A 17,821-nucleotide genomic window follows, 5' to 3' on the forward strand; every position below is an offset into this window, starting at 1 on the left:
ACAGATATCTACATTTTTTGAGGGTATTTATATAATTATCCTCAAAAAACATTATTTTTATATAATGGAATAAACTGTAAATAATTAATTTGGGGTAAATCCTCTCGTTTTAACGCTGTAAAGCACTGGGGGTCAGGCACCGCTTAATGCATTAACGTTGTGAAGTGTTAGCGATTTTTTTACGTGTTATGCTGCGGCGGCCATCGATGCTGATTGGTACATCGCCATCTACGGTGACACGGTGAACAATTCGATGTTGATCACCGTAATCATTAATCGCATAATGTTGTGTTGCTCGATTATCCCAAATTGCAACATCTCCCGCGTTCCAGTGCCAACGAACGGTGTTTTCTAGTTGTGTAATATAGTTTTGAAATAATGCAAATAAATGAGCAGAATCTGATTTTGATAAGCCAACAAATTCCTTAACGAAGTGACCAAGCAAAAGTGTGCGTTCTCCTGACTCAGGATGAACGCGTACGACAGGATGTTCTGTCTCATACACTGTTGAAGTAAATACTTCACGGTGTCGTTTTTCTATTTCTGGTAATACGTTGTCTCTCTTTTTACCATAATCATATTCATTGGTATGAAGGGCCCAAAGTTTATCGGCAAGGTTTCGTAATTCTTGCGGAAGACTTTGATAAGCGGTTGCTGTATTTGCCCAGACTGTGTCACCACCAGCAGATGGAGTAACAACGGCCCGTAGGATAGCGATTTGTGGGTAGGCATCGACAAATGTAACATCTGTATGCCAAGAGTTGGCACGGCCCCCATCGTTAGAATCAAGTTCAAGCACGTAATTTGTATTTTCTTTTATTGGTACGGTGGGATGGGAAATTGGATTACCAAGTAAACGAGCAAATGCTTCCTGTTCCTGATCATCAAGATGATTTTGGCCACGGAAGAAAATGACTTTGTGCTGTAATAAAACTTTGCGGATAGCATCAACTGTGGCGTTATCTAAATTCGCGGATAGCTGAATCCCGCTTATCTCAGCACCTATCCGCCCTGCGATTGGATTAACCTCTAATCCCTTTTTCGACTCTGTGCGATTTTCAATTACACTCATCCGAATTACCTCCTCATTTTTTCAAGCTGTGATTAATTTTTTCTTAGTAACAAAGGATTTCTTATGCTGTGCAAGCATATTCTTTTAAAAATCATCCTTTCTTTTTTCCCGATATAATTTGGATAAAACAAAGGAGGCCAGAGCATTTGCTCTGGCCTCCAGGTGACTGGTCGGCATCATCGTAACGATAGATAAAGTTGGTTAATCCGATCGGTTTAGTCATTATAATAAATCCTGCAAAGTAAGCTGTCAAGGGGTTAAAATACCAAAATTTACTAGTATTTTATTTAAAAACAAATGTCCGAAAATTGGTTGACATTGGAAATAATACCGTGATATGCTCTTAATCACATTAAAACTGTAGGAATAGTAAAAAATAAAAACCTAATCAGTAAACAAGGTGGCGGATGAAGAAAATTCGTAAACATTTACTCATTATGAAAATGTCGACTAGTTGACTAGAGGCTTTTATAACAGATAAATTCTGTTGTAAAAGCCTCTTTTACTATTCCAAGTTAGGAGAAGGTGGTTTTTATAGGTTGTAATCCAAATGATGAGTCCACATCAGTATGTTGGCCTTCCTTAATTATCTCAGGCTTATGTAAAGTCAATAAGGTTAATTACCGACTAGGCAGCTAGAGGTTTATAGAATCTGTTCTATAGACCTCTTTATTTTTTGGCTGTGTTAACCTTGTCTGTTGATTTCCGCTCCAGGTGCTCGCTTTCCGCGGGGCGGGCGGTGAGCCGCATCAAAGCTAAAGCGCCTGTGGGGTCTCACCTGTCCCGCTGCTCCCGCAGGAGTCTCGCACCTTCCGATCCAATCAACATTGTGCAAAATCAACAATGGGTTTTAACACAGCCTATTTTTTAGAAAATAAGCAAACTCGATCATGGATAGAAGAGTTTAGGAGGAATAGAAAATGAATTCGTTAAAAAAGAAAAAATTTATTCAGAGGATCTCAATCCTTATCTCAATCCTACTAGTCACCGTACTCATTTCAGGATGCGGAAATAAACAAATCACAAAAGCCTCCGGCTCAAATAAATATGAAACGTTGGAGCTGCGTTATCAAGGTTCAGTCGGCAACGTGACCTTTCCCGAACTTGCTCAGGACTTAGGATACTTAGCTCCAATTAAGCTTAAATGGATTGGAAATACAATTAGCGGACCCCAAGATATTCAGTCAGCTGTAACAGGTGATGTTGATTACGGCGGTGCTTTTAATGGAGCGATTGCAAAACTGAAAGCGGCAAATGCTCCAATAAAATCGGTAATTGGCTATTACGGTGTTGATAAAGAAACGTATAGCGGATTCTATGTGTTAGACGGTAGTCCGATTAAAGATGCTCGCGATTTGATTGGAAAAAAGGTAGCAATGAACACATTAGGTGCCCATCATGAATTCATGTTAAAAGAATTTTTGCACAGAAATGGTTTGACTAACAATGAGATAAAGCAAGTAACGTTAGTAGCACTTCCACCTGTTAACACTGAGCAATCATTAAGACAGAAGCAGATTGATGTTGCTGTTCTTGGTGGAATTTTGCGAGACAAAGCGCTGGAACGAGGTGGGATCCATCCATTATTTAGTGACTATGATTTATTTGGAAAATTTACGGCAGGTAGTATCGTGATGACTGAGAGATTTTTGAAAAACAATCCAAATACTGCGGATAAATTTGTAGAGGCAACTGCAAAAGCCATTAAATGGGCCCAAACAACTCCCCGTGATGAAGTAATTGCAAGGTATGAAAAAATAGTCAAGGAAAGGGGACGTAATGAAGATCCTTCCAATCTACAATTTTGGAAAAGCACTGGTGTGGCAGGAGAGGGCGGTTTGATAAGTGATAAAGAATTTAGTGTCTGGGTTGATTGGCTTGTTAAAGAAGGCCAATTGAAAAAGGGGCAAATCAAGGTGAAGGATTTGTATTCGAATGAATTCAATCCTTATCAAAAATAAAACATGATACAAGGGGGGGATGAGGATGAGTACGAAAATCAGTTTTCAACATGTCAACAAAGTGTTTCAAATCAAGCAAGAGGGTAAGAAAAATACTCAAGAACAATTTACGGCACTCGAGAATATAAATTTCGAGGTGAAAACGGGGGAGTTCATGGTACTTGTTGGTCCAAGTGGCTGCGGAAAATCAACGCTCCTTGATTTACTTGGCGGTTTAACGAAACCTACAACAGGTAAGATTTTATTGGATGGAAAGCAGATTGAAGGACCTGGCCTTGATCGCGGAATTGTATTTCAGCAGTACGCTTTATTCCCTTGGAAAACTGCACAAGAGAATATCGAATTTGGTTTGGAAGCAAAAGGTGTACAAAAAAAGGAGCGCTCAGAAAAAGCAAGACATTTTCTCTCATTAGTTGGATTGGGCGGCTTTGAAAATCGATTTCCACATGAACTGTCAGGAGGAATGAAGCAGCGCGTCGCTATCGCCAGAAGCTTGGCTTATGATCCAGATGTCCTGTTGATGGATGAACCGTTTGCTGCTTTGGATGCACAAACACGAGAAACATTGCAAAGCGAATTGCTACGGATATGGGAGCAAACGAAAAAAACAATCGTATTTATCACCCATGGTATTGATGAAGCGGTGTACTTAGGTCAACGGGTAGCAGTTATGACTTCTCGCCCTGGAAAAATAAAACAAATTATTGATATTCCGCTTGAATCAAGAACAGGGGAGGAAGATCTGCGAGCTGATCCCGAGTTTGCAAAAATTCGTCATGATGTTTGGAACCTACTTCGAGAAGAAGTGTTGAAAGCACAAGAACTTGAGCGAAATAAGCGATTAGCGGTATTGCCCTCGGGCTATCCAAAAAAAGAGGTGATCAATCATGGCTAGTATTGGCGAATCCATTACTTTATCAAAAAATCAAAATAAAAAGGTTTTTACTCTGTCGTTTACCCCGTTAAAGAGGCTGTTTAAAAGTTTAATTGCCATTTTTGTATTATTGCTAGTTTGGGAGACATTTCCTCGTATTGGTCTTGTAGATCGGACTTTTTTACCTCCGGTTTCGGAAGTAATCCAGGCTTGGTGGTTATTGCTATTATCAGGTGAGCTATGGTCACATTTGCAAGCAAGCCTGTTCAGATCCTTACTCGGGTTTTCTGTGGCCTTACTATTAGCCATACCATTAGGACTCCTACTTGGTTGGTACAAACCGCTGTCTGAATTGATCACGCCGTTGTTGGAGTTATTTCGGAATACGGCAGCGTTGGCATTACTCCCTGTCTTCATTCTGATTTTAGGGATAGGCGAAACGTCAAAGGTTTCCATCATCATCTATGCCTGCTCGTGGCCACTACTCCTTAATACAATCAGCGGGGTAAAAAATGTTGACCCATTATTAATAAAATCAGCTAAATCGATGGGACTGTCTCCAATACGACTGTTTCAAAGAGTTATTTTACCGGCTTCCGTACCGACCATTTTTACTGGTATTCGTCTAGCGGGAGCAAGTTCGATTCTCGTATTAGTTGCCGCAGAAATGGTGGGCGCTAAAGCTGGTTTAGGATACTTAATTAATTACGCACAGTATAATTTTCAAGTTCCAAATATGTATGCAGGCATTATTACCATTTCAGGCTTAGGTCTGCTGTTTAATTTAACACTTGTTAAATTAGAAAATCATTTTACTGCTTGGAAAATTACACAGCAAGGTTAAATCATTTTGTTTCTAAAGGGATTCCTTCCATATTACCGAGAAAAATAAATTTAATAGGAGTGATTACAGATGGGAAATGAAAAAAGACAATTAAGATTAGGTGCATTTTTTATGATTCCAGGGCATCATGTGGCAGCATGGCGCCATCCAGAGGCTCAGGCCAATAACGTTTTAAAGTTTGATTTTTATAAGAAACTAGCAAAAACGGCTGAGCGGGGTAAGTTTGACATGATTTTTTTAGCAGATGGTTATGCAGCTGGAAGACTCTCAGCAGCCGCAACTGATAAGACAGTTACTGTTCGTCCCGAGCCGTTTACACTTTTGTCTGCCCTTTCAGCGGTCACTGAAAAGATTGGTTTGGTAGGAACTGTTTCCACTACTTTTAATGAGCCATTCCATGTTGCACGTAAATTTGCTTCATTAGACCATTTAAGTGGGGGGCGTGCAGGTTGGAATGTCGTGACATCTCAATCTCAAGCAGAGGCTAACAACTTTGGTGGCGAAGATCATTTATTACATGAATTGCGCTATGAACGGGCTCTTGAGTTTGTAGATGTGGTCACAAAGCTCTGGGATAGTTGGGAGGACGATGCGCTTGTCGTTGACAAAGTATCAGGTGTTTTTGCCGATGCTGATAAGGTGCACCAGTTGGACCATAAAGGGAAATGGTTCTCAGTTCAAGGTCCGTTAAATATTTCTAGATCACCACAAGGTCATCCAGTTGTTGTTCAAGCTGGATCTTCAGAAGCAGGCAAGGAATTGGCTGCGCAAACTGCAGAAGTTATTTTCACCGCTTGGAAAACGTTAGAGGAGGCACAAGTTTTTTACAGGGATGTAAAAGGCAGGCTGGCTAAATATGGACGCTCACATGATGAGTTGAAAATCATGCCAGGTGTGCTCCCGATTATTGGGAGAACGGAGCAAGAAGCAAAACAGAAAAAAGCTCTTCTTGAGGATTTGATTCCTCCTGAAGCGGGTGTAGGTCTTCTATCAGCCATGATCGGGGTTGATTTATCAGGCTATCCTCTTGATGGCCCGCTTCCCGAATTACCGGAACTAGAACAAATTAATGGAGGGAAAAGTCGCTTTCAGCTTATCAAAGATTTAGCCGAAAGAGAGGGATTGACGATTCGGAAATTATACCAACATATTGCTGGGGCGCGCGGTCATCGAGAAATATTAGGTACACCTGAACAAATTGCTGACCAGTTAGAGGAATGGTTCAACAATGGGGCAGCAGATGGCTTTAATATTATGCCACCATATTTACCAGGAGGATTAGATGATTTCGTTGATCTTGTCATACCAGAACTGCAGCGACGTGGCTTATTCCGAACCGAATATACGGGGAACACATTACGAGATAACCTTGGTCTTGCGCGTCCAGCAAACCAGTTTATCAAAGTATACTAATCAAGTAATATTAAACCAACTTCCTACCAGACTGCTTTACCGCGTTACAACAAAAGACGGTGCCTGACCCCCATTGCTTTAAAGCAATGGGGGTCAGGCACTCTTTTCTGCTTTACTATATTAAAAACATCGCGACAATTGTGGTAACCACAAGTCCGATGGTAACGGGGAGAAGGTTTCGACGTGCCAGTTCGAAAGGGTCGACGTTACAGATTGCAGCGGCAGGAATTAACGCCCATGGAACAAGTGTACCGCCTCCGACCCAGATGGCAGCAATTTGTCCTAATGCGGTAAGGGTTGCGGCTCCTGCTCCAATTGCGGTCGCAAATAAACTGGCGATTGAACCTGCTAAAGAAATTCCTGAGAATCCTGAACCATCTAGACCAGTAATCGCACCAACAACGGTAAGTGTGATGGCGCCCACCTCTTTGCTCAATGGAACAACATTTGCCAGTGCAACGCCAAGGTCATTGACAATTCCTTGTGAGGTTTTCGGAAGAAAGTCACCAATGATGGTGGTAAATCCCGAATCACCTAAATAAAAGAAGGCAGCAATCGGAATAACAGGCCCGAATACTTTAAATCCGAACTGAAAACCTTCTATTAAATAGTTCGTTGTTTTTTCAAGTCCTTTATTCCCGTGGCTTACCAAGGTAATAAGTATCAAAATAAAGATTGACGTTCCGCCAATTAATGCTGTGGCATCGCTGCCTTGTAAGTCCATCATAAACATTGCCGCAACATCTAAGGCAAACAAAACAGGAATTAATAGCGCAAAGAATCGTTTTTGATTTAAGGATAATAGACTTTGATCCACTTTCTCCGCGTCAAACGACACTTGGTTGTTTTCGGACACCGGTGCCGCTAGCTTCCCTAATTTCATATCTCTTTTCAAAAAATAAAACGCTGCAATCGTCGTGACAAGTCCCATTACAAACACAAGAGGAATACTAGCATCCATTACCTCCCCAACCGGAAGTCCGGCAGCATCAGCTGTTAGCTTTGGTGCGGCTTGGATAATGAAATCACCTGACAATGCAATCCCATGGCCAAATAAGTTCATCGCCATGGCAACTCCTAAAGCTGGCAACCCCACTCTAAGTGCAACTGGAAGTAAGACAGCCCCTAATAAGGCAACAGCAGGTGATGGCCAAAAGAACCAAGAAATGACCATCATGACAATTCCAATTGTCCAATAGGCAAGCGTAGGGGTTCGAATCAATTTAGTGAAAGGGGAAATCATGACATCATTAATACCAGTCGTGGTTAATGTTTTACTCATGGCAACGATGATGGAAATAACGAGGATAGTGGAAAGTAGCTCAGTTATTGCAAAAATAAAACTACTAAAAATACTGCTCACAGAAACACTTAATGAACCAGTTGCTGTAATGGCAATTAAAAATATTCCGATGATGCAAACAAGTGTAGTGTCACGCTTCATGACCATAAATCCAATAATAAAAACGATAAACGTAACATATATCCAGTGCAGCGCTGTTAATTCAACGCCCATATTTTTCTCTCCCTTCCTCATCCGCTTAGGCTGTCGCCTGGAGTCGGATTTAATACAGAATATGTATTCATCAGGAAGATGTGAGCGGAGCAAAATGAGAAAAAACGACAAGGGCAAAGTTAGGACAATGAAACATTCAAATAGCCCGAATAAGTGAATTAAAAAGAAAGGATGTGAGCCAATTGTGGCACACATCCTTTCTCGCTCAATTGTTAATTACTCTTCAATCGGAATATAATATTTAGTAACGTAAGAAGCTCCAGAGAAAATTTTTCTTGGTGGTTTAACACCTTCCGGACCTGAACCACCCTTTTGATGGGACTTACCAAAATCACTAGACTTTTTCCAGCCATCGAAGTCCGCTTCATTTTTCCAAAGAGTTAAAATCACATAAGTATCTGAAGAAAGTGGACGCAGAACACGGATACCGACAAATCCAGGTTGGTTATCAATCGAACCGTCCCTGTTTTTAAAACGATGCTCAAATATCGGGCGCCCTTCATCTGTAACGGGAATATGATTCATGACGACATAACCAGCGTTTTCAAATGTTCCAATCGCTTCAATTGTTTCGTAGCTTCGCGGTTCTTTAAAGACAGTTTCACCGCTTGTTTCATGAAGAAGTAACGCCGCATCTTCTCTTACCATAAGGAGCATTGAGTCATTTCTGTGACTTTCTTTAATTTTTAGTAGATAATCAAGAGTACCGTTTGTCATAAATACATTCATTCCAGTTCACCTCTTCTGAAAAATTCAACCCATTCATTACTAATTCAGCACCACTCGATATCCTTCCTTCTTAAAAAGTGTAATTCTGATGAAAAAAGCTTAATTGAAAAACGTCAATTTATTGACATTTGAAAACGCAACCTATACATCCATTATAGAAAAGGCTATATTTGAAACAGTTATGCAGTCGCAATTGGATTATAAGTTTTTCTTTATGATGATATATATTACAATGAGAAATAGACAGTTTTGAAAGGTGGAAAAATGTTAATGGCGAAAGTAATCAACGAAACATTTTTAAAAGCAGCTAGAGGAGAAAAAACAGATTATGTTCCAGTTTGGTACATGCGTCAAGCAGGGCGCTCACAACCTGAATACAGAAAAATCAAAGAAAAATACTCTTTGTTTGAAATCACTCACCAACCCGAATTGTGTGCGTATGTAACTAAACTACCTGTTGATAATTATAATGTGGATGCAGCTATTTTATATAAAGACATTATGACTCCACTGCCTGCAATTGGTGTAGATGTGGATATAAAATCAGGTATTGGTCCGGTCATTACCAATCCTATCCGGTCATTAGCAGACGTTGAAAAGCTTGGTGAAATCAATCCTGAAGCAGACCTTCCTTATGTGTTTGAGACAATCAAAATTCTTACACAAGAGCAATTGTCTGTACCTTTAATTGGATTTGCTGGAGCACCTTTTACCCTTGCTAGTTATATGATCGAAGGTGGACCATCTAAAAACTATTATAAAACAAAAGCATTTATGTATTCAGAACCTAAAGCATGGTTTGCCTTAATGGACAAGCTGGGCGAAACAACGATTACTTATGTAAAAGCACAAGTAAACGCTGGAGCTAAAGCCGTTCAAATCTTTGATTCTTGGGTTGGCGCGTTAAATGCTGAAGATTATCGTTATTTCATTAAACCAGTCATGCATCGCATCTTCACTGCTTTAAAAGAAACAGGTGTCCCGTTAATTATGTTTGGTGTTGGTGCAAGTCACCTAGCATTAGAATGGAATGATCTTCCTCTTGATGTTGTCGGCTTGGATTGGCGTTTACCAATTGAACAAGCACGTCAAATGGGGGTCAATAAAACTGTTCAAGGGAATCTAGACCCTGCCATCCTTTTAGCACCATGGGAAGTCATTGAAGAAAAAGCAAAGGCTATTTTGGATCAAGGTATGGCTCAACCTGGTTATATTTTTAACCTTGGCCACGGTGTATTCCCACAAGTGAATCCGGATACATTAACACGATTAACAAATTTTGTTCATGAGTATTCTGCAGCAAAATTAAGAGGTTAATCCTAATAAAATAATATTGTTTCTAAACTAAAGCCCCCTAGGATTCTAAGCGATTTTCCTCAGTATGAAGGATTCCTTAGACTCTTATAAGGGGCTTACTTTTCTAAATGAAAGTTTTTTATTGGTAAAATCCATTCTTTTCTGGGAAAATACTCTGTAGATAAAAGTTGAGAATAGGTGGAGACATATGACAAAAAAGAAAATCGGGCTTCTTGTAATGGCCTATGGCACGCCAACTAAAGAAGAGGATATTGAACGCTATTATACACATATACGGCGTGGTCGTAAGCCCTCACCTGAAATGCTTGAGGATTTAAAAAATCGATATGAAGCCATTGGAGGAATATCTCCATTAGGTAAAATCACATCAGATCAAGCCCAAAAGCTAGCAGAGCGGTTGAACGATATTCAGGATGAAATAGAATTTAAAATGTATATTGGACTCAAGCATTTTGAGCCATTTATTGAAGATGCAGTAAAAGAAATGCATGAAGATGGAATTACGGAGGCAGTAAGCCTTGTGCTCGCTCCTCACTTTTCAACGTTTAGCATAAAATCTTACAATGGTCGTGCCCAGGAAGAAGCGGAAAAGCTTGGGGGACTTAAAATTGTATCGGTCGAAAGCTGGTATAAAGAGCCGAAGTTCATTAACTATTGGGCAACCAAGGTTCGCAACACTTTTAACCAAATGACTGAATCGGAAAAAGACCAAGCCATGTTAATCGTATCTGCTCATAGTTTACCTGAAAAAATTGTGCAATTAGGAGATCCTTATCCACAACAAATCCAGGAAACAGCTGAGCTTATTGCCCAACAGGCAGATGTTAAAAATTATACGGTAGGCTGGCAAAGCGCTGGCAAAACTCCTGAACCATGGCTAGGACCAGATGTCCAAGATTTAACAATAGACTTGTTTGAAAAAGCAGGTTACAAAGCTTTTGTTTACGCACCTGTCGGTTTTGTCGCGGACCATTTAGAAGTCCTTTATGATAATGATATTGAATGTAAAGCAGTAACAGATAAGGTTGGTGCAAGCTATTATCGACCAGAAATGCCTAACTCCCAGCCTGAGTTTATTGATGCTCTGGCAACAGTTGTCTTAAACAAATTATCTGTTCACTCATCAATTTAACCGAAAAGAAGGCGTTATACCATGTTTGAAGAAAAGCAAAAGGTGGTCATCATCGGAGGCGGAATAACGGGACTTTCAACAGCCTACTATCTACAAAAGCATGCCGCTGATCATAACCTTCCTTTTGAAGTGAAACTGATAGAGGCGACCCACCGCCTTGGGGGGAAAATTCAGACCGTTGTAAAAGATGGGTATGTGATTGAAAGAGGTCCAGACTCGATCCTTGAACGAAAGAAAAGCGTTTCGCGCCTAGCAAAGGAAGTGGGAATTGACAAGGAATTGGTTAATAATTCCTCAGGCAAGTCGTTTATTTTAGCGAATGAAAGCTTGTTTCCCATGCCAGGTGGATCGATTATGGGAATACCAACAGAACTGGGTCCTTTTATTACAACGCGGCTATTTTCTGTAATGGGTAAAATGAGAGCTGCCGCCGATTTGCTCATACCACGATCTTGTGCAAAGGAAGACCAGTCTCTTGGACATTTCTTTCGACGTAGATTAGGGGACGAAGTGTTAGAGAATTTAATTGAGCCATTGTTGTCAGGGATATATGCTGGTGATATTGACCGTTTAAGCTTAATGTCGACTTTTCCACAATTTTACCAGGTTGAACAAAAACATCGTAGCTTAATCCTTGGGATGAGGAAAAGTGCAGCTGCAGAGTCAAAAAACATAAGCAATTCCTCTAGCAAAAAGGGAATGTTTGTAACGTTATCGACTGGTTTGCAATCATTAATCGAAGCTACTGAAGCGAAGTTACTTCCAAACTCTGTCATGAAGGGATTTCGAGTTGAAGCCATTACAAAGGTTGGGGAAGTATACGAGATTGAGCTAAATAGCAAAGAAAAGATTAAGGCTGACAGCGTTGTGGTAGCAGTTCCGCATCTCACTTGCGCATCAATCTTTTCACAATATGAATATTTCTCAGTATTTAAAGACGTCCCTGCCACCTCTGTTGCAACAGTTGCACTTGCTTTCCCACAAGATGCGATCAAAAAAGATATAGAGGGAATGGGGTTTGTTGTTTCTAGAAACAGTGATTTTACCATAACAGCCTGTACTTGGACACATAAAAAATGGCCACATACCACACCAAAAGGCAAAGTACTAATTCGGTGTTATGTTGGTAGACCAGGCGATGAGACAATTGTAGATTTATCGGATGATGAAATTATTAATATTGTTTTGGACGACCTAAGTAAAACAATGGACATCACCGCAAGTCCAGAATTATCAGTGGTTACACGCTGGAAGGATTCAATGCCCCAGTACACAGTTGGACATAAAGCCAGAGTAGAAACAGTCAATAAACATGTAGAAGAAGAGCTTCCAGGAATATTTTTAGCAGGTAGCTCGTATAAAGGAATTGGAGTTCCCGATTGTATTGATCAAGCTGAAGAAGCAGTAGAAAAAGTACTGCAATATTTAAAAAAATAATCGGGTAATAAAGCGACTGTACTCGTTGGCAGTTGCTTTTTTTTTATGAAAGGCTCTGTTAAACTAGAATGTTGATTTCCGTTCCAGGCACTCGCGCACCTTAGGGGCTCACCTGTCCCGCTGCTCCCGCAGGAGTCTTCGTGCCTTCCACTCCAATCAACATTGTGAAAAAATCAACATTGAACTTTAACACAACCTTATAAAAAAAATAACTCTTGCAATTAATATTTTGTTTTGATAAATTAAATGTATACTAAATGACTGATTTGTTCATTTGGTCATTTTTATAAAGCGAGGTGCTCTAGATGGTATTAGATCGCAGGCAAATGATTATGGACGCAGCAACAAAATCATTCTCATTATTTGGTTATAAGGCTACAACAATGGACCAAGTAGCCAAGCTCGCCAACGTTGGGAAAGGAACAATTTATACCTTTTTTAAAAATAAGGAAGAATTGTTTGACGAAATCATTAAAGGATTAATCCTTGAGATGAAAGCCGCCGCGGATGAGTCGTTTGACCATTCTCTTGCTTTCCACGAGGTCGTTCATCGTGCCTTATATAAAATGATCGAGTTTCGCAACAAACATCAGCTTATGATCAAGCTTTTTCAGGAAGAAAGGGATATGGGTACTCCTGCTGTACAAGAAGTAATTGACAAAGTGGAATTAACCATCATCAATTACATTAAGGAAAAGCTTATTGACGGAGTTAAACGAGGGGATATTCAGGAGTGTGATCCTGAATTAACTGCTTTTATGATCATTAAGCTTTATATTTCCTTGATTTTTGATTGGGAAAAAAAACATGCCCCGCTTTCGAAGGATGAGATTGCTAAAATATTTAAGCGTTTTGTTATAAAGGGATTATCTAGTTAATTAGATGGTCCTTGTTTTTAGCTCATGAATGACTAAATGAACGAAACAGTCAAAAAGTTTATAGGAGGCTTTAGTTTTGAAAAATAATCTAGTAAGGGAAGAGTGGATTTCCATCTTCCGAAACAAAAAACTTCTCATTCCAGTAATCGCTATTCTGTTTATACCTGTTTTATACGCGGGAATGTTTTTATGGGCTTTTTGGGATCCATATGAGCATTTAAGTGATCTTCCTGTTGTCGTTGTTAATGAGGATAATGGAGCAACTCTTGATGGGGAAAAGATTAAGCTTGGTAACGAACTTGCCAAGAAGCTTGCCAAGAGTGATGAGTTTCAATTTCAAGTAGTAGACAGCAAGGATAAGGCCTATCAAGATTTAAAGAAACAAAAGTATTATATGATGATTGAAATTCCTAGTGATTTTTCAAAAAATGCCACCACCTTATTAGATGAGAATCCTAAAAAATTAGATCTTGTCTATGTTCCGAATGAAAGCTATAACTTTCTATCGGCCCAAATTGGTGGAACCGCCATTGAAAAGATTAAAGCATCGTTATCGCAAAAGGTTTCAGAAACTTACGCAGAAACGATGTTTGATAAAGTCGGTCAACTTGCTGACGGTATGGTTGCTGCCAGTGATGGAGCAAAACAAATTGATGATGGGGCATCAACACTAAAGGATGGCTCAAAAACTCTATATGACAATTTAGCTGTGTTGGCAAGTAAATCAGTTGAATTCAATAAAGGAATGGCAAAAGCCAATTCTGGTTCGAAGGAAGTCGCTGAGGGAGCTAAAACACTATCTTCGGGTTTAAACCAATTACAAGAAGGTCATGGCAAGCTCGAAGCCGCTTCAGAGCAGTTATTGGCTGGGGATAAAGATCTGGCTAACGGCATTTCTCAAACCAAATCCGGTTTGCAGCAGGTGGAGGGGAATCTCCCGGCGATTGTGAATGGCACCGCCAAGCTTCAAACTGGAGCGCAAACCTTGTCCAGCTCTTTACAGCAGTGGCAAGCCGAAGCTTCGAAAGCGTCAAGTTCAGCTAGTCAAATAAATCTAGGGATTTTAGGGCTACAGCAACAATTGGCCCCTGTTTTAAGTCAATTATCGCCTGAACAACAATCAGCACTCAATGAAGCATTTGGAAAATTGGCAGATGGTAGTAAACAATTATCTGCTGGAAATGCTACGCTAGCTGGATATGCAGGGGCATTTGCAGATGGAGCTGGAACAATATCCAATCAGTTGGGTAATCTTTCAGCAGGCCAAAAGTTGCTTCAGGCAGGAGTTCATCAACTTGCTGATGCAGGCGTGAAGCTTGATGCTGGAGCAACAAAACTTGTCTCTGGGCAACAAGAATTTAATACAGGAATGAAGACGTTTAGTGAAAAATTTGCGGAGGCAAGTACGGGGTCAATGAAATTGGCTCAAGGTACAGCAGAATTATCAGGTGGGGTGACCCAACTCGCTGATGGAACGACGCAAATCGTAGATGGAGCCGGAAAATTAACGGATGGTGCAGAACAATTATCTAGCGGTAATTCTGAATTAGCCGATGGAACTCATGAATTAGCGGGGAAACTGGGTGATGGAGCCCAACAAGCAACATCAGTTAACGCAAATGACAAAACGTATGAAATGTTTGCTGCACCAGTGAAAGTGAAAAATGAAAAAATCAACGAAGTTCCTAACTATGGAACAGGCTTTGCACCATATTTCCTCTCACTCGGATTATTTGTTGGAGCGCTTATGATCTCGATTGTATTCCCATTACGAGATCCAGTGGGTATCCCGAAAAATGGATTAAGCTGGTTTACTAGTAAGTTTTCTGTAATTTCGATTGTCGGGATAATCCAAGCTTTGCTGGCAGTGGGAGTTCTAATTTTTGGACTAGGGATTAAGGTTCAAAGTGTCCCATTATTTATTTTATTCGCTATCGTAACGAGTTTAACATTTATTACATTAATCCAGGTCTTAGTAACAACGATGGGCGATGTAGGTCGGTTTGTAGCGATATTGATTTTGATTTTTCAACTTACCACAAGTGCAGGTACGTTCCCGCTAGAATTAATCCCGGGATTCTTGCAACATTTTAATATCTTTTTACCTATGACCTATACTGTACAGGGATTTAAACAGGTCATTTCAAGTGGAGACTTTTCGTTTATGTGGCAAAATGTTGGAATCCTATTGGTCTTCATACTCCTGTTTATCACGGGAACGATAACCTACTTCACAACTTTTCATAAGCACCGCTATTCAGCGGTATCTGAATAAGAATTAAAAATTTATACTTTCTTACCTTATAGAACAAAAACCCCAACCATATTTTCTATGGCTGGGGTTTTGTTATCTATGCAGTTGTGACGTGTAAACACTTCTCACATTGGTTTCCATAACATTCATGTTGTTCTTCGATGATTTCTCCGCAATCGGTGCATTTTTTGGGCGGTAAATTTTTGAAAAATTCTAAGGCGTTTTTGATCATTGTTTAATTTCCTCCCTAAGTGTAAGAAATATAAAATGTAAATTGATTGTATCGCAACACAAAGCGTGAGTCGATATCTGTAATAATACAATTTTACCCATCTCCTTTTTTTCAGACCATAAGAGAGGTTTAGTTTAAATAACTAGGCTTAATGGAGTATATTAATGATATTGGCTTTGAATTTCTAATTGGTGGTGTGATAATGGAAATAACAATAGTGGGTTGTTGGGGTGGATATCCTAAGGCAAACGAGGCAAGCTCGGGGTATCTCCTTGAACATGATGGCTTTCGATTACTAATTGATTGTGGCAGTGGGGTACTGTCTAAGCTGCAAAACTTGATTAAACCCAGTGAACTAGATGGAGTGATTTTGTCTCACTATCATGCGGATCATATTGCTGATATTGGTGTTTTACAGCATGCACGGCTTATTCAAGGTATTATTTTAGGAGAACCGTTACCATGCTTACCGATATATGGCCATACCTTAAACAAACAGGAATTCCCTAAATTGACTTTCAAGGAAATTACCAAAGGAATAGGCTATCAGTCAAACGAAACTTTGACAGTGGGTCCGTTTAATATACGCTTTTTTCAAACAGAACACCCAGTTCCTTGCTTTGCGATGCGAATTCAAACTGGAGAGAAAGTAGTCGTCTATACCGCTGATACTTCATTTAAAGATGAGCTGATTGGATTTAGCCAAGGAGCAGATTTGTTGCTGTGTGAATGTAATTTGTATGGCGATCTAAATGGCAAAACAGCGGGGCATATGACAAGCATTGATGCGGGTACTCTTGCCGATCGAGCAAATGTAAAGCAACTTGTTTTGACCCATCTTCCTCACTTTGGGAATCTCAATCAACTTGTGAGCGAAGCATCTCAATTTTATCTAGGGAGTATTCATTTAGCAGCACAGGACATGGCAATTAAAATCTGATTGCTAAATCTACATTGGAGAGTGAGCATCATGTTGTTTATTGATAATAAAGGAATCACCGACCCGCGGATTAATTTGGCTATAGAGGAATATGCCTTAAAAAATTTAGATATCAACGAAACGTATCTTTTGTTTTACATAAATGAACCATCGATTATCATCGGGAAAAATCAAAATACGATTGAAGAAATAAATACTAAATACGTTGAAGAAAATGGGATTCACATTGTGCGTCGCCTTTCCGGTGGCGGAGCTGTTTATCATGATTTAGGAAACTTGAATTTTAGTTTTATTACAAAAGATGATGGCGATAGCTTTCATAATTTCCTTAAGTTTACTGAACCAGTTACGGCTGCTTTAAAAAATCTTGGTGTGAATGCTGAGCTAAGTGGAAGAAATGACATTGTGGTAGAGGGACGGAAAATTTCAGGAAATGCCCAGTTTTCGACGAAAGGGAGAATGTTTAGCCATGGAACGCTCTTGTTTGATTCAGAAATAGAAAGTGTTGTTTCTGCCCTAAATGTAAAAAAGGATAAGATTGAATCGAAAGGAATCAAGTCAATCCGCAGTCGTGTCGCCAATATTTCTGAGTTCTTAAGTAGTGAGATCTCTATCGAGGAATTTCGCCTGATGTTATTGCAAAGTATTTTTGGTGAAGTGGCTGAAATTCCAGAATATATACTTACGGAAGAGGATTGGGACAAAATTCATCAGTTGTCGAAAGAGCGTTATCAAAACTGGGATTGGAATTACGGGAAGTCTCCTAAATTTAATTTGCAGCATTCTCATCGTTTTGCGGTAGGACAAATTGATATTAGATTCGAGGTTAATAAGGGGATTATTGAAAACTGTAAGATTTATGGTGATTTTTTTGGAGTCGGTGATGTAAACGAAATTGAACAACGCTTAGAAGGTCAGCGATATGACCGTGGCACAATCGAAGATGCACTTGAAGATATTGATATTAAACACTACTTTGGAAATATTACCATTCTAGATTTTATTAATTTAATCTATTAAAAAATCACCCGGTGCCTTTAAATCACCGGGTTTTTCAACAAAGAAGGGGAACAGTCAGCTTTGTTTAACTTTAAGATGTAGGCTGTGTTAAAGCTCATTGTTGATTTTTGGCACAATGTGATTGAAGCGGAAGGTGCTCGACTCCTGCGGGAGCAGCGGGACAGGTGAGACCCCGCAGGCGCTTAGCGCCGAGGAGGCTCAC

General features: G+C 39.8%; 15 protein-coding genes. 11 read left to right on the plus strand and 4 right to left on the minus strand.

Annotation, left to right across the window (positions count from 1 at the left end; all coding sequences use genetic code 11):
• Window positions 1-151 precede the first annotated feature (151 nt).
• On the minus strand, window positions 152-1,072 hold the full coding sequence (locus B1NLA3E_RS04375; RefSeq protein ID WP_015592630.1) for a TauD/TfdA dioxygenase family protein: 921 nt from the start codon (window positions 1,070-1,072) through the stop codon (window positions 152-154).
• Between the two features lie 920 nt (window positions 1,073-1,992).
• Here B1NLA3E_RS04375 and B1NLA3E_RS04380 point away from each other — a divergent pair.
• The 4 genes from B1NLA3E_RS04380 to B1NLA3E_RS04395 all read left to right on the plus strand — a co-directional run bounded on the left by B1NLA3E_RS04380 (window position 1,993) and on the right by B1NLA3E_RS04395 (window position 6,164).
• The gene (locus tag B1NLA3E_RS04380) at window positions 1,993-3,033 is read left to right on the plus strand and encodes an ABC transporter substrate-binding protein (protein WP_015592631.1); all 1,041 of its coding nucleotides are present in this window, start codon (window positions 1,993-1,995) and stop codon (window positions 3,031-3,033) included.
• 25 nt (window positions 3,034-3,058) lie between these two features.
• Complete coding sequence (locus B1NLA3E_RS04385) at window positions 3,059-3,928, plus strand: ABC transporter ATP-binding protein (RefSeq protein WP_015592632.1); 870 nt, start codon at window positions 3,059-3,061, stop codon at window positions 3,926-3,928.
• The gene (locus tag B1NLA3E_RS04390) at window positions 3,921-4,751 is read left to right on the plus strand and encodes an ABC transporter permease (protein ID WP_015592633.1); all 831 of its coding nucleotides are present in this window, start codon (window positions 3,921-3,923) and stop codon (window positions 4,749-4,751) included. The genes B1NLA3E_RS04385 and B1NLA3E_RS04390 overlap by 8 nt, the downstream gene beginning before the upstream one ends.
• Before the next feature lie 69 nt (window positions 4,752-4,820).
• Window positions 4,821-6,164: an LLM class flavin-dependent oxidoreductase gene (locus tag B1NLA3E_RS04395; RefSeq protein ID WP_015592634.1), complete on the plus strand. Its 1,344-nt coding sequence runs from the start codon at window positions 4,821-4,823 to the stop codon at window positions 6,162-6,164.
• 115 nt (window positions 6,165-6,279) lie between these two features.
• Here B1NLA3E_RS04395 and B1NLA3E_RS04400 read toward each other — a convergent pair whose 3' ends face one another.
• Together B1NLA3E_RS04400 and B1NLA3E_RS04405 are read right to left on the minus strand one after the other, a co-directional pair.
• Window positions 6,280-7,680 (minus strand): hypothetical protein, encoded by a 1,401-nt coding sequence (locus B1NLA3E_RS04400; RefSeq protein ID WP_015592635.1) that lies wholly within the window; start codon window positions 7,678-7,680, stop codon window positions 6,280-6,282.
• Between the two features lie 216 nt (window positions 7,681-7,896).
• On the minus strand, window positions 7,897-8,409 hold the full coding sequence (locus B1NLA3E_RS04405; RefSeq protein ID WP_015592636.1) for an antibiotic biosynthesis monooxygenase family protein: 513 nt from the start codon (window positions 8,407-8,409) through the stop codon (window positions 7,897-7,899).
• A gap of 270 nt (window positions 8,410-8,679) precedes the next feature.
• Between B1NLA3E_RS04405 and hemE the strand changes: the two genes are divergently transcribed.
• From hemE to B1NLA3E_RS04430, 5 genes are all read left to right on the plus strand, one after another.
• Window positions 8,680-9,726 (plus strand): uroporphyrinogen decarboxylase, encoded by a 1,047-nt coding sequence (gene hemE / locus B1NLA3E_RS04410; RefSeq protein ID WP_015592637.1) that lies wholly within the window; start codon window positions 8,680-8,682, stop codon window positions 9,724-9,726.
• A 187-nt stretch (window positions 9,727-9,913) separates the two neighbouring features.
• Complete coding sequence (hemH, locus tag B1NLA3E_RS04415; RefSeq protein WP_015592638.1) at window positions 9,914-10,858, plus strand: ferrochelatase; 945 nt, start codon at window positions 9,914-9,916, stop codon at window positions 10,856-10,858.
• A gap of 21 nt (window positions 10,859-10,879) precedes the next feature.
• The gene (hemY, locus tag B1NLA3E_RS04420; protein ID WP_015592639.1) at window positions 10,880-12,295 is read left to right on the plus strand and encodes a protoporphyrinogen oxidase; all 1,416 of its coding nucleotides are present in this window, start codon (window positions 10,880-10,882) and stop codon (window positions 12,293-12,295) included.
• A 305-nt stretch (window positions 12,296-12,600) separates the two neighbouring features.
• Window positions 12,601-13,173 (plus strand): TetR/AcrR family transcriptional regulator, encoded by a 573-nt coding sequence (locus tag B1NLA3E_RS04425; protein ID WP_015592640.1) that lies wholly within the window; start codon window positions 12,601-12,603, stop codon window positions 13,171-13,173.
• Between the two features lie 76 nt (window positions 13,174-13,249).
• A complete protein-coding gene (locus B1NLA3E_RS04430) occupies window positions 13,250-15,448 on the plus strand; it encodes a YhgE/Pip domain-containing protein (protein WP_015592641.1) in 2,199 nt (732 codons plus the stop codon).
• A 76-nt stretch (window positions 15,449-15,524) separates the two neighbouring features.
• Here B1NLA3E_RS04430 and yhfH read toward each other — a convergent pair whose 3' ends face one another.
• Window positions 15,525-15,659 (minus strand): protein YhfH, encoded by a 135-nt coding sequence (gene yhfH, locus B1NLA3E_RS23625; protein WP_015592642.1) that lies wholly within the window; start codon window positions 15,657-15,659, stop codon window positions 15,525-15,527.
• A 202-nt stretch (window positions 15,660-15,861) separates the two neighbouring features.
• Here yhfH and B1NLA3E_RS04435 point away from each other — a divergent pair, with 202 nt between their 5' ends.
• Entirely contained in the window at window positions 15,862-16,599 is a 738-nt protein-coding gene (locus B1NLA3E_RS04435; RefSeq protein WP_041580911.1) for an MBL fold metallo-hydrolase, read from the plus strand.
• Between the two features lie 30 nt (window positions 16,600-16,629).
• Window positions 16,630-17,619 (plus strand): lipoate--protein ligase, encoded by a 990-nt coding sequence (locus B1NLA3E_RS04440; RefSeq protein ID WP_015592644.1) that lies wholly within the window; start codon window positions 16,630-16,632, stop codon window positions 17,617-17,619.
• Window positions 17,620-17,821: the final 202 nt, after the last annotated feature.

It is taken from the genome of Bacillus sp. 1NLA3E (genome assembly GCF_000242895.2).
In the GTDB taxonomy this organism is placed as follows: Bacteria; Bacillota; Bacilli; order Bacillales; family Cytobacillaceae; genus Bacillus_BU.